Source organism: Streptacidiphilus sp. EB103A, assembly GCF_041261405.1.
Classification (GTDB): domain Bacteria; phylum Actinomycetota; class Actinomycetes; order Streptomycetales; family Streptomycetaceae; genus Streptacidiphilus.
This window is the reverse complement of sequence record NZ_JBGCAQ010000017.1, coordinates 128,478-141,641: the sequence shown is the minus strand read 5'-3', so window position 1 is coordinate 141,641 and position 13,164 is coordinate 128,478. Positions and strand designations below refer to the sequence as shown.

Annotated in this window: 8 protein-coding genes; all 8 read left to right on the top strand. The window is 72.0% G+C overall.

Translation table 11 applies throughout. From position 1 onward, the window contains the following. Positions 1-4 precede the first annotated feature (4 nt). The 8 genes from ABH941_RS27280 to ABH941_RS27245 are packed head-to-tail and all read left to right on the top strand — an operon-like array spanning position 5 to position 13,163. Entirely contained in the window at positions 5-1,321 is a 1,317-nt protein-coding gene (locus ABH941_RS27280; RefSeq protein ID WP_370132176.1) for a nucleotide sugar dehydrogenase, read from the top strand. Next, entirely contained in the window at positions 1,311-2,555 is a 1,245-nt protein-coding gene (locus ABH941_RS27275) for a glycosyltransferase family 4 protein (RefSeq protein WP_370132175.1), read from the top strand. Before ABH941_RS27280 ends, ABH941_RS27275 begins: the two co-directional genes overlap by 11 nt. After that, positions 2,552-3,919, top strand: coding sequence for a polysaccharide biosynthesis protein (locus ABH941_RS27270; protein WP_370132174.1), 1,368 nt, complete (start codon positions 2,552-2,554; stop codon positions 3,917-3,919). The genes ABH941_RS27275 and ABH941_RS27270 overlap by 4 nt, the downstream gene beginning before the upstream one ends. Beyond that, the gene (locus ABH941_RS27265; protein ID WP_370132173.1) at positions 3,916-5,493 is read left to right on the top strand and encodes a Wzz/FepE/Etk N-terminal domain-containing protein; all 1,578 of its coding nucleotides are present in this window, start codon (positions 3,916-3,918) and stop codon (positions 5,491-5,493) included. The genes ABH941_RS27270 and ABH941_RS27265 overlap by 4 nt, the downstream gene beginning before the upstream one ends. A gap of 2 nt (positions 5,494-5,495) precedes the next feature. Continuing rightward, complete coding sequence (asnB, locus tag ABH941_RS27260) at positions 5,496-7,415, top strand: asparagine synthase (glutamine-hydrolyzing) (RefSeq protein WP_370132172.1); 1,920 nt, start codon at positions 5,496-5,498, stop codon at positions 7,413-7,415. Then, positions 7,412-9,598, top strand: a complete 2,187-nt coding sequence (locus tag ABH941_RS27255; RefSeq protein WP_370132171.1) for a bi-domain-containing oxidoreductase — start codon at positions 7,412-7,414, stop codon at positions 9,596-9,598. The genes asnB and ABH941_RS27255 overlap by 4 nt, the downstream gene beginning before the upstream one ends. Continuing rightward, the gene (locus tag ABH941_RS27250) at positions 9,598-11,544 is read left to right on the top strand and encodes an alginate lyase family protein (protein ID WP_370132170.1); all 1,947 of its coding nucleotides are present in this window, start codon (positions 9,598-9,600) and stop codon (positions 11,542-11,544) included. Before ABH941_RS27255 ends, ABH941_RS27250 begins: the two co-directional genes overlap by 1 nt. A gap of 38 nt (positions 11,545-11,582) precedes the next feature. Continuing rightward, positions 11,583-13,163 (top strand): right-handed parallel beta-helix repeat-containing protein, encoded by a 1,581-nt coding sequence (locus ABH941_RS27245; RefSeq protein WP_370132168.1) that lies wholly within the window; start codon positions 11,583-11,585, stop codon positions 13,161-13,163. Position 13,164: the final 1 nt, after the last annotated feature.

Genomic DNA, 13,164 nt, shown 5'->3' with positions numbered 1-13,164 from the left:
GGGTATGAGGATCAGCGTATTCGGGCTCGGCTATGTGGGCAGTGTGTCCGCCGCGTGCCTGGCCGGCCGGGGGCACGAGGTCATCGGCGTGGACGTGAACCCCGGCAAGGTCGACCTGGTGAACGCCGGCAGGGCCACGGTGGTCGAGGAGCGGATCGGTGAGCTCACCGCCGGGGTCGTGCAGTCCGGGGCCCTGCGTGCGACCTGTGACGTGCGCGAGGCGGTCATGGGCAGTGAGGTGTCGCTGGTCTGCGTGGGTACTCCTTCGGAGCCCAACGGCAGTCTGAGCACCACGTACCTGGAGCGGGTCGCCGAGCAGATCGGCGCCGCGATCGCCGAGCGGGGCGGGTGGCACACCGTGGTGTTCCGCAGCACCATGCTCCCCGGCACCTGCCTGAACCTGCTGGTGCCGATCCTGGAGAAGAGCACCGGCGGCACGGCGGGGGTGGACTTCGGCGTCGCGGTCAACCCGGAGTTCCTGCGCGAGGGCACCAGCGTGCGGGACTTCTTCGACCCGCCCAAGACCGTCATCGGCGAGCTCGACCCGGCCAGCGGCGCCGTGGTGGCGGAACTGTACGAGGGCCTGCCCGGCGAGGTGTTCCGGGTGCCGATCCCGACGGCCGAGGCGATCAAGTACGCGGACAACGCGTTCCACGGCCTCAAGATCGGCTTCGCCAACGAGCTGGGCTCCGTCCTGCAGGCGCTCGGGGTGGACTCGCACCAGGTGATGGACGTGTTCCTGGCCGACCGCAAGCTGAACATCAGCCCCGCCTACCTGCGGCCCGGCTTCGCCTTCGGCGGCTCCTGCCTGCCCAAGGACCTGCGCGGCCTGGTCCACGCGGCACAGCGGGCCGACGTCTCGGTGCCCATCCTGGCGCATGTGCTGTCTTCCAACTCCGACCACCTGCAGCGCGCGGTGGAGCTGGTCGAGCGCACCGGCAAGCGCCGGGTGGGCCTGTTCGGGCTGTCCTTCAAGCCCGGCACCGACGACCTCCGCGAGAGCCCGCTCGTCGAGCTGGCGGAGCGGCTCCACGGCAAGGGCTACGACCTGCGCATCTACGACGCCAATGTGAACATCTCGCGACTGCTGGGCGCGAACCGCGAGTTCATCGAGACCAGGCTGCCGCACCTCGCCCAGCTGCTGACCGGTTCCGTCGACGAGGTGCTCGAACACGCCGAGGTGTGCGTGGTCGGGACCAGGGATCCGGCGGTGCTGTCCGCACTGCCCCCCGGCGACGGCCGGCTGCTCATCGACCTCATCCACCTCCCCGACGCCGACGCGCGCCGGGCCGAATCGGGGTACCACGGCCTTGCTTGGTAAAGAGACCAGCAGCGACGGGACGGGCCGGCGCGCGCTGATCCTGGTGGAGAACCTGTCCGTCCCGTTCGACCGGCGGGTGTGGCAGGAGTGCACGACGCTGCGCGACGCGGGCTGGCGGGTGGAGGTCATCTGCCCCCAGGGGAGCAAGCGGGACACGGAGCGGGAGGCCGAGATCGACGGGGTGCGGATCCACCGCTACCCGTTGCGCGCGGCCACCGGAGGGCCGGTCGGCTACCTGCGGGAGTACGGTTCGGCGTTGCTGCACACGCTCAGGCTGGCCCGCAAGGTCGGCCCGGTCGACGTCGTCCACGCCTGCAACCCGCCCGACCTGCTGTTCCTGCCGGCGCTGTGGCTGAAGCGGCGCGGCGCGCGGTTCGTCTTCGACCAGCACGACCTGGTGCCCGAGCTGTACCTCTCCCGGTTCGACCGCGGCGAGGACCTGCTCTACCGCGCCGTCTGCGCGATGGAGCGGCTGACCTACCGTCATGCGGATGTGGTGATCGCCACCAACGAGAGCTACCGGGAGGTCGCGCTGCGCCGTGGCGGCAAGCAGCCGGCGGATGTCTTCGTGGTGCGCAGCGCGCCCGACGTCGACCGGTTCCGGCCGGTTCCGGCCGAGCCGGAGCTCAAGCGCGGCAAGCCCCATCTGCTGTGCTACCTCGGCGTCATGGGCCCGCAGGACGGCGTCGACTACGCCCTGCGGTCCCTGGCGAAGCTGCGCGACGAACTCGGCCGGACCGACTGGCACGCGGTGTTCATCGGCTCCGGCGACGCCTTCGACGCGATGGTGGAGCTCGCCGGGCAGCTCGGGCTCTCGGACCAGGTCCAGTTCACCGGGCGCGTCCCGGACGCCGACCTGGCGCGCTACCTGTCCACCGCGGACGTGTGCCTCTCCCCCGACCCGCGCAATCCGCTCAACGACGTGTCGACCATGAACAAGGTCCTGGAGTACATGGCGATGAGCCGGCCGATCGTCTCGTTCGACCTCCGCGAGGCACGGGTGTCCGCCGGCGAAGCCGCCGTCTACGCGCCGGCCAACGACGAGGCCGAATTCGCCGGGCTCATCGCACAGTTGCTGGACGATCCGGAAGAGCGGGCCCGGATGGGCAAGATCGGGCAGGAGCGGATCGGCGGGCCGCTCTCCTGGCGGAACTCGCAGCGGGCGCTGCTCGACGCCTACGCCCGCGCCCAGGGAAGCACGGGGAAAAGCTCGGGGAAGAGGTCGCGGCGGTGAACGACGACACCATTCGCCTGGCCGTGGTCGGCCGGATTCTCCGTCGGCGCTGGCGGCTCCTCGTCGTCTTCGCCGTGGTGGGCGCTCTCGTCGGCTACGGCGCCTCACTGCTGTTCCCGCCGCGCTGGGCGACCTCGATCTCGGTGGTGCTGTCGGGGACATGGGACGACCGCGCACTGCTGACCCAGGCTCAGATCGCGACCAGTTCAGTGGTGATCGACCGTTCGGCGGCCGCACTGCAGTGGCCCGGTGTCACCGGCATCAAACTGAAGGACCAGGTCAGTGCCGCGGTCACGGACGGGAACATCATCAAGATCTCGTCCAGCGCCGACACACCGGTCCATGCGCAGCAGCTCGCCGACCAGCTGGCCCAGCAGTACGTCGCCTTCGCCTCGCAGATCGCCAACACCAACGCCGACTCCGCGTCGGCGACACAGGAGGCGGCGTTGCGGAAGCTGGTGACGCAGACCAGCAGCCGGATCACCGCCCTGTCCGAGGGGGTCAGTCCGGGGCAGACCGTGGAGGGCGTCCAGGCCCGCACCGAGCTCGAACAGCTGCGCACCGCACTGGAGGAGGCCGTCACCAAACTGGACCAGACCGCCCCGGCGTCCAACCAGGGCAGCATGGTCGTCGTGGGGTCGGCGGCCCTGCCGACCAGTGAGGCGCCACCGACCAGGGCGGAGCTCGTCGGCGGCGGAGCGCTGCTGTTCCTCCTGCTCACCGTCATCGGCCATCTCACCGCCGCACGGTCGGGCCGCCGGGCGCGCACCGAGCGGGAGATCACCTCGGCGCTGGGGACGGCGCTGCTGGGCACCGTCGACGTACCCGCTGAAGGGCGCGCGCACGGGCCGCAGGGCCGCGGCCCGATGGGCTGGACCCGGTGGCTGCTGGGCGTCGAAACCCAGTGGGACCTGCCGACCGCGCGAACGTCGGGCGACGAGGCCAGCAGGCAGATCCGCTACCGCCGGGTGGGCTCCCGACTCAGAGAACAACTGCCGCCGCCCCGACGGCTGCTGGTCGTCGTCCCGGAGGGCGACGAGACAGCCGGACGCGCCGCCGGACGACTCGTCGCCGAGGCCGGAAGCGATCCCATGCTGCGGGTGGTACGGGTCTCGGCGTCCCGGCCGGTGGTGCCGGACCGGGTCACCGAGTCCGGCGCCCTGGTCGTGCTCAGCGCGGGCAGCTTGAGCGGAGGAGAGCTCGGCGGCATCGCCGAGGCGTGTGCGGACGCCAGGCACGAGATCGTCGGCTATGTCGTCGCCACTACGGTCCGTGCCCGTCCGGCGCGCTCCGCCGACCGTTTCCCGGACGACGACGCAGCGCCGGCAGCGGTGGGCGCGGACCTGCGGGGAGGTTCGGCGTGACGACGGACCTGCCTGTGGAGCAGCCGTCCGCCACTCCGCTGGTGGACGTGGGGGCGCTGGTGGTGGCGGTGCGCCGACGCCGTCGACTGTGGGGCACGCTGGCACTGCTGGGGCTGCTCCTCGGCGGGGCGATCGCGGTCCTGCTGCCGACGCCGCCGACCGCGGCGACCGAGGTCCTGGTCGCGCACGCGCAGGACCAGCCGAACGACCCCGGAACGCTGATCCGCACCGACGTGGCGCTGCTGAAGACCATCCGGATCGCCGGCAAGGCCCTGGCGACCCTCAAGTCCTCGGAGACCCCGGAGGCGTTCCTCGCGGACTACCAGGGCATCGGTCTGACCAACAACGTGCTGCAGATCACCGCGAAGGGCAGCAGCCCCGCGGACGCGCTGGCCAAGGCCAAGGCGCTGGCGGACGCCTTCGTCGCGGACCATGTGGCGCGGCTGAACGCGGACGCGAACGCCCAGGCCGACGCCCTGCTCCAGCAGGGCGACAGCCTGCGGACCGAACTCGCCCAGGTCAACAAGTCGATCGGCAACGGGCCTTCGGCGAAGGACCCGGGCGCGGCGGCGACCCTCGAATCGCTCTACACCCGCCGGGCCGCGCTCACCTCGCAGATCGCCGACTTCGACTCGCGCGCCCAGCAGGCGCGCGTGGGCACACCCCAGCTCATCTCCGGTACGCAGGTCGTGGACGTTCCGCACCTGGTGCGGCACTCCCTGGCCAAGACCGGGGTCACCGACGCCGGGATCGGGTCCGTCCTCGGGCTCGTCCTCGGGATCGCGCTGGCCGCGATCGGCACGGTGGTGGCGGACCGTCCGGTGCTGCGCCGCGACATCGCCGCGAACCTGGGGGCCTCGGTCATCGCGGAGCTGCGCCCCGCACCCCGCCGGTCAGTCAGGCTGTGGCAGCGCCGAAGCACCAGGGACGCGCACCAGCAGCTCACCAGGACCCTGGTCCGCACCCTGCTCAGCTCGACGGAACCGGTGTCGCTGCTGGAACTCGGCTGCGCGCGCAGCACGGCCGTGATCGCCATGGACCTGGCCAGGGCACTGGCGCAGGAGGAGCCACTGGTGGTCGTCGACGGTCTGCCCGACGGGCGGTTCCCCGGCCAGCGGGCGCCGGGAGACCCGGTCGTGGTCCGCGGCGAGTACGTCGCGGCCAGGTCGCCCCAGAGCGACCGGATCGGCGTCGGCTCGGTCGCGCCCGGCACGGCCTGGACCGACCTCCAGTACCTCGGCACCCGTACCGTGCTCGTGGTCCGCGCCGGGCACGGCAGCGCCGCCTGGCTGCACACCGTGGCACGGCAGCTCGCGGACCTGCGCATCGCGGTGGCCGGCGTGGTGCTGATCGACCCCGATCCGCGTGACCGCACCGACGGCACCCTGTGGGACGGCGCGCAGACCGCGCTGCGCGTCGGGAGCGAGTGGTCGGCGCGGCTGAGTGGCACGGGCAGGCCGGACGGGACGAGCAGGCCGGACGGAGCGGGCAGGACGGACGGGACGACCACCTTGCAGATGAGGCGGCCGTCATGGCCCGTGCGGGTTCCGGACAACGAGCAGGAGACGCGGTAGACATGTGCGGCATAGCAGGCGCTTACCGATGGCCGGACGGGAAGGCCGTCACCGACCGGCTCACCGACATCCTCGCCCACCGCGGTCCGGACGGGGAGGGCCGGTACAGCCACGCCGTCGGTGACAGCGAGGTGCACCTGGGGCACCGTCGGCTGGCCATCATCGACCTGTCCGAGACCGGCGCCCAGCCGATGGTCTCGGACGGCCTCTCGCTCTCCTACAACGGCGAGCTGTACAACGCGCCCGAGCTGCGTGCCGAGCTGGCCGCCGCCGGGGTGCGCTTCCGGGGCACCTCCGACACCGAGGTGCTGCTGGAGGCCTGGCGGCGCTGGGGCACGGACTGCCTGCCCCGGCTGCGCGGCATGTTCGCGTTCGCCGTCTTCGACGAGCACACCGGTGAGCTGGTGCTCGCCCGCGACCAGCTCGGCATCAAGCCGCTGTTCCTGCTCCGGCGCGGCACGGGCCTGGTGTTCGCCTCCGAGCTCAAGGCGCTCGCCGCAGTGAGCGGCGGGTCGCTGGAGGTGGACCAGGCGGCCCTGGTGGCCTCGCTGCTGTACTACTGGGTGCCGGACTCGCGCTGCGCCTTCCGCGAGGCGGAGAAGCTGCCGCCGGGGAGCTGGCTGCGGTGCCGTCCCGACGGCAGCGTGCAGCGCGGCCGGTTCTGGAACCTGAAGGACGTCGCCGCCGAGGGGCGGGAGCGGGCCCTGAGCGGCGAACTTCCGGACCTGGCCGCCATCGTCGAGGACTCGACCCGGCGTCATCTGCTGTCCGACGTGCCCGTGGCGACCTTCCTCTCAGGCGGCCTCGACTCCAGCTACCTGACCGCGCTGGCGGCCCGCCACCAGTCCGGGATCTCCGCCTACACGATCGGGTTCCGCGCCGAGGACGCCAGGTTCGAGGCGATGCCGGACGATCTGCGCTACGCCCGGCAGGTGGCCGAGAAGTTCGGCGTCGAGCTGCACGAGATCGAGATCGCGCCGCAGGTCCTGGACCTGCTGCCGAAGATGGCGTACCACCTGGACGAGCCGATCGGCGACCCCGCCGCGATCAACACCTTCCTGATCTGCCAGGCCGCCGGGGAGGCCGGGGTCAAGGTGATGCTCTCGGGGATGGGCGCCGACGAGCTGTTCGCCGGCTACCGCAAGCACCTGGCCAACCAGCTCGCGCTGCGCTACCAGCGCGTCCCGGGGCCGCTGCGGCGCGGGGTGTCCGCGACGGTGAACCGACTGCCGGTCGCCACGGCCAACCGGGGGTACCGGTCGGTGCGCTTCGCGAAGCGGTTCCTCTCCTTCGCCGACCTGCCCGAGGAGACCGCGTTCCGGCGCAGCTACACCATGTACGACCAGGACGAGTTGCTCGCCCTGGTCAATCCGGACCTGGCCGGGACGGTCGAGGACGTGCTGACCGAGCACCGGGACGTCTACCAGGACAACGAGCTCGACGACTTCGTCAACCGGATGTGCCTGGCCGACTCCCGGATGTTCCTGCCGGGCCTCAACCTCGCCTACACGGACCGGTCCAGCATGGCCGCGTCGACCGAGGTGCGGGTGCCGTACGTGGACGTCGAGGTGGTCAGGGCGGCGTTCGCGGTGCCCGGCGACCGCAAGATCGTCGGGCGGCAGGGCAAGGCCGTACTCAAGGAGGCGGCCCTCTCGATCCTGCCGCGCGAGATCGTCCACCGGCCCAAGGGCCTGTTCAGCGCCCCGCTGCGGGCCTGGATGAGCCGGGATCTGGCGCCGCTGGTGCGCGAGGTGGTGAACGACGGCGAGCTGGTCCGCTCCGGAATCCTGCGCCGCGACGCGCTGGCCCGGATGGTCGCCGCGGACGCCGCCGGGCAGCAGGACTACTCCAAGCATCTGTGGCATGTGCTGACTCTGGAGTACTGGTACCGCGGCGCGATGGACAACAAGGAGCTGGCGTGAAGCAGGTTGTGCAGAACTACAAGAGCGGTGAGCTGGCGCTGCTCGACGTGCCGGTGCCGGGGTGCAAACCGGGCGGTGTGCTGGTCCGGAGCCTCTACTCGCTGATCTCCACCGGCACCGAGATGATGAAGGTCTCCGAGGCCGGCATGTCGATGGTGGGCAAGGCCCGTTCCCGTCCGGACCAGGTGGCCAAGGTCATGCAGAGCGTGGCCACCAATGGAGTTGGCGCCACCTACCGCAAGGTGATGAACAAGCTGGACTCCTACACGCCGCTGGGCTACTCGCTGTGCGGCGTGGTCGAGCAGGTCGGCGCCGGGATCGACGATGTGGCGGTCGGCGACCTGGTGGCCTGCGCCGGCAATGAGTTCGCGCTGCACGCCGAGCTGAACTGGGTGCCGCAGAACCTCTACGCCCGGGTGCCGGACGGGCTCGCGCCCCGGCACGCCGCCTTCGGCACCGTCGGGTCGATCGCGATGCAGGGCGTCCGCCAGGGCGAGCCGCAACTCGGCGAGGTGGCGCTGGTCATCGGCCTCGGGCTGATCGGGCAGCTGGTGGTGCAACTGCTGGCCGCCTCGGGAGTGCGCGTCGTCGGCGTGGACCCCGACCCGGCGCGCTGCGAGCTCGCCGAGCGCCTGGGCGCCGCTGCCTGCGGCGATCCCGCGTCCGCCGGCGTGGCGGCCGCCGTCGCCGAGCTCACCGGCGGTCACGGCGTGGACCAGGTGTACCTGGCGGCCGGAGGCAGCAGCAACCAGCCGGTCGAGCTGGCCGCCCAGCTGAGCCGGGACCGCGGCCGGATCGTCGACATCGGCAAGTGCCGTCTGGACCTTCCCTGGAACGCGTACTACGAGAAGGAGTTGGACGTCCGGTTCTCCCGTTCCTACGGCCCCGGGCGCTACGACCCGGCGTACGAACTCGAGGGCCGGGACTACCCGATCGGCTATGTGCGCTGGACCGAACGCCGCAACCTGGCGTGCTTCCTCGACCTGCTGGCCCGGGGCAGCGTCGATGTCGAGCCCCTGGTCTCCAAGGTCGCCGACTTCGACGACGCCGTCGAGACGTACCAACTGCTGAAGGACGGCGGCCTCAAGGCCGTGGCGGTGCTGTTCCAGTATCCCGACGCCGCAGTTGAGGCGGTCGACGCGCCGGTGCTGAACGTGCCTGCGGTGGCCGCGCGCCCTGCCCCGGCCCGGGCTGCCAAGGCGTCGCTGCGGCTGGCGTTCATCGGCGCGGGGAACTACGCGACCTCGATGCTGCTGCCGCACCTGGCCCGGCGCGACGGCGTCGAGCTGTCCACCGTGGTCACCACGACGGCGCTGTCCGCGGCCAACGCGCAGCGCAAGTTCGGCTTCGCCGAGGCGACCACCGACCTCGACGCCGTGCTGGGCGACCCGTCCGTCGACGCGGTGTTCGTGGCCACCCGGCACAGCTCGCACGCCGCACTGACCGAACGGGCACTGCGGGCCGGAAAGACGGTGTTCGTGGAGAAGCCGCTGGCGCTCACCGGGGACGAACTGGCCGGTGTGCTCGCGGCGGTGGAGGAGTCCGGCAACGAGCGGCTGCAGGTGGGATTCAACCGGCGGTTCGCTCCGCTGCTGCAGGAGGCGAGGGGTCGGTTCGGCGCCCCGACCGGTCCGGCGAGCCTGCGCTACCTGGTCAACGCGGGCAAGCTGGAGCACGGCAGCTGGTACCTCAAGCAGGACACCGAGGGCTCCCGGTTCGAGGGCGAGGGCGGGCACTTCATCGACACGGCGAGCTGGCTGCTGGGGGCCGACCCGGTCTCGGTGTACGCGGTCACCACGCCCGGCAACGAGGACCTGCAGGTGCTGCTGCGCTACCCCGGCGGGTCCACCGCGACCATCAGCTACGTCTCCAACGGCGCGCCCGGCTTCCCCAAGGAGACGCTGGACCTGGTCGCGGACGGCCAGGTGCTGCGGCTCGACGACTTCGTCCGCGCCTCGGTGTATTCGAGTGGCACAGCCGGCAGTAAGCGGTGGGTCAGTTCGCGGCTGCCCAAGGCCAGGGACAAGGGCCAGCGCGCCGAACTGGACGCGTTCCTGGAGGCCGTGCGGACCGGAGGGCCGATGCCGGTGCCGCTGGAGTCGCTGGTCGCCACCACGGCCGCCACCTTCGCCGTGCGGGCCAGCCTGGCCGCCGACGCGCCGGTGACGTTGGAGCGGACCTGATGACCGGGGGCACGACTCCAGGCTGGTACCTCCGGCGGCTGTCCCGGATGGGCCCACGGGAGGTCGGCGGCCGGGTGGGCGACACCCTGCGCAGGCGGCGGTGGCGGTCCGCGCTGCCCGACGCCCCGAGCGTGACCGGCGCCCGGTTCACCGCCGTGCTGCCCGCCGGGACCCTCGCCGCCGTGCCGCCGGACGCCGCCAAACGTCTCCTCGCCGAGGCGGACCGGCTGATGGACGGTCAGGCCGAGTACTTCGGGGTGCTCCGCGACGACCTCGTCGCCCCGGACTGGTGGTACGACCCGAAGACCGGGCGCCGCGCCCCGTCGGGCTACGCCTTCGACGTTCCGTACCGCGACGAGGACGCGGTCGGGGACGTCAAGCAGATCTGGGAGCTGTCCCGGCACCATCACCTGACCGTGCTCGCCGCCGCCTACGCGGTCACCGGGGAGGACCGGTACGCCGAGCGCGTGGCCGAGCACCTGCGGTCGTGGTGGGAGGCCAACCCGCCGCTGCGCGGGGTCCACTGGGTCAGCGGCATCGAGCTGGGCATCCGGCTGCTGTCCTGGGTGTGGGTCCGCCGCCTGCTCGAAGGATGGGAGGGTGCGTCCGCGCTGTTCGAGGGCAACCCGGTGGCACAGCAGCAGATCTGGCACCACCAGCGCTGGCTGGCCGCCTTCCCCAGCCGGGGGTCCTCGGCCAACAACCACGTCATCGCCGAGGCTGCCGGACAGTTCGCCGGGGCCTGCGCGTTCGGCTGGTTCCCTGAATCGGCGCGCTGGCGGGCCGACTCGCTGAGGTCGCTGGAGCGGCATCTGCGCAGCAACACCTTCGACTCAGGACTCAACCGCGAACTGGCCACCGAGTACCACGGACTCGTGCTGGAGCTCGGCCTGGCCGCGGTGGCCGAGGCGGACGCCGCCGGGGTGCCGGTCCCCGCGGCGGTCCTGCTGGTGCTGCTGCGGATGACCGACGCGCTGGCCGCCGTCGTCGACAACCGGCTGCGTCCGCCGCGCCAGGGCGACGCCGACGACGGGTACGGGCTGGTCGTGGACGGCACGGGCACCGACCGCTGGTCCTCACTGCTGGCCACCGGGGACGCCGTGTTCGGCCGGCTCGACTGGTGGCCGACCGTGACCGGCACCGATGTGCGCACCCCGCTGCTGGCCGCGCTCATCCGGCCCACCACGCCGGCGGCGATCCGCCCGGCCGAGCGGCCGGCCCACTTCGCCGACGCGGGCCTGACCGTCCTGCGGGGTCCGGAGGAGATCTGGTGCCGCTGCGACGGCGGTCCGCACGGCTTCCTGTCCATCGCCGCGCACGCCCACGCCGACGCGCTGTCGGTGGAGGTCAGGCACGACGGGGTGGACGTGCTCGCCGACCCGGGAACGTACTGCTACCACGGGCAGCCCGAGTGGCGGCAGTACTTCCGGTCGACCCTGGGCCACAACACCCTCCAACTGGGCGGCGCCGACCAGTCCGGCTCCGGCGGCCCGTTCCTGTGGACCCGGCACGCCCGCAGCCGCGTCCTGACTGCGGACACCTCGGGCCAGGGCGTCGGCCGCTGGAGTGCCGAGCACGACGGCTACCGGGGGTCCGTGCACCGTCGCCAGGTGCAACTGACCGCCGCGAGCCGGGAGTTGGTGATCGTGGACGAGGTGCAGGGTCCGCGCCAGGACGTGCGCCTGGCGTTCCACCTCGGCCCTGCCATCGCCGCGGAGCTGGTGGGAAACCGGGTCGAGCTCACCTGGGCCGTGGACGGCGAGGACCGCGCCGCGGTGCTCGACCTGCCCGAGCAACTGCATTGGCAGGCGCATCGCGGCGCGACCGACCCACCGCTGGGCTGGTACTCCGCCGGCTTCGGTCGCAAGCAGCCCGCCACCGCGCTGGTCGGCAGCGGTTCCATGGACGGCGGGGAGGGGTTAACGACGGTGCTCGCGTTCCAGTGACAGGCCGGTCGTTCGCACACAGCTAGGGAGACGGGCACGTGGGGGGGAAGTTGCGGCACGGAGCGTGGTCGACGGCGTTGTCGGCGACGGCCCTGCTGACGATCGCCGGCTGCGGAGGAACGCCGGACGGCCAGCCGGGGCCGACCGGCGTGCCGTCCGCCGGGACGTCCGCCGCGCCCTCCGGCGTGCCCACCGCCGAGCCCACCGGCGCAGCGCCGGCGTCCCTGACCCGGGTGTGCGACCGGATCCCCGCCGGGCCGGCCCAAGCGCCGGCGGGCGCGGTGACGGTCGACCCCGCGGTGCTCGGCGACCTGGCCGCGAAGACCCTGAACAGCCCCCCGCACACCACCTTCTGGCTTCGCCCGGGCACGCACAGGATCGGGTCGGGCCCCTACGACCAGGTCGTCCCCAAGGACGGGGACGTCTACCTCGGCGCGCCGGCCGCGGTGCTCGACGGCCAGAAGGTCAACCAGTCCGCGTTCGGCGGCAGCGCCGTGGACGTCACCATCAGCGATCTGACGGTGCAGCACTTCGCCGCCCCGCAGGACGAGGGCGTGGTCAACCACGACTCCGCCGACGGGTGGGTGATCGAGCACACGACGGTGCAGGACAACTCCGGCGCCGGGCTGATGGCCGGCGCCCGCCAGCAGGTCCGCTCCAACTGCCTGCGCCGCAACGGCCAGTACGGCATGAACGCGTACAAGGGCGATGGCGCCCTCACCGGCCTGGTGGTCCAGGGCAATGAGATCACCGGCAACAACACCGGTGACTGGGAGCGGCGGCAGCCGGGCTGCGGCTGCAGCGGGGGCATCAAGTTCTGGGCCGTCAACGGCTCCGACGTCCGCGGCAACTGGGTGCACGACAACCGTGGCACCGGGCTGTGGGCGGACACCAACAACAACGACTTCCTTATCGAGGACAACGTCATCGAGGCCAACGACGGTGCCGCGCTGATCTACGAGGCCAGCTACAACGCGGTCATCCGGTACAACACCATCCGGCGGAACAACCTGGTCGAGGGCCGCACGGCCGCCGCCACCGGTGACGACTTCCCGTACGGGACCGTCTACCTGTCCGAGTCCGGCGGCGAACCGCGGATCCGGGCCCGCACGGACAGGATCGACGTCTACGGCAACGTGCTGGAGGACAACTGGTCCGGGATCACCCTGTGGGAGAACGCCGACCGGTTCTGCAACAGCCCGGCCAACACCTCGTCAGGTGACTGCACGCTGCTGGTGCCGGACGTCAAGCGCTGCGCGCAGCCGGCCATCGCCACAGCCCCGCTCAACTCCGACTGCCGGTGGAAGACCCAGCGGGTGGACATCCACGGCAACCGCTTCGTACAGAGCGCGTCCACCGCCGGTTGCGCGGGGCAGTGCGGCCGGATGGCGGTGCTGTCCAACTACGGCAGCTATCCGGACTGGTCGCCGTACAAGGGCGACCGGGTGGCGCAGGCGATCACCTTCACCCAGCAGAACCGCTGGTACGACAACGTCTACGTCGGACCGTGGAGCTTCGTCGCCCACGACCAGGGCCTGGTGCTCGACGTCAAGCAGTGGCAGGGAGCGCCGTACCGGCAGGACTCCGGCAGCACCTTCGGCCCGCAGGCCGGTGGTTGAG

What these genes read in the sequence shown, in the direction of transcription:
- ABH941_RS27250 (WP_370132170.1), top strand. Translation starts at nt 9,598, where the DNA reads ATGACCGGGGGCACGACTCCAGGCTGGTACCTCCGGCGGCTGTCCCGG.
- ABH941_RS27280 (WP_370132176.1), top strand. Translation starts at nt 5, where the DNA reads ATGAGGATCAGCGTATTCGGGCTCGGCTATGTGGGCAGTGTGTCCGCC.
- asnB (WP_370132172.1), top strand. Translation starts at nt 5,496, where the DNA reads ATGTGCGGCATAGCAGGCGCTTACCGATGGCCGGACGGGAAGGCCGTC.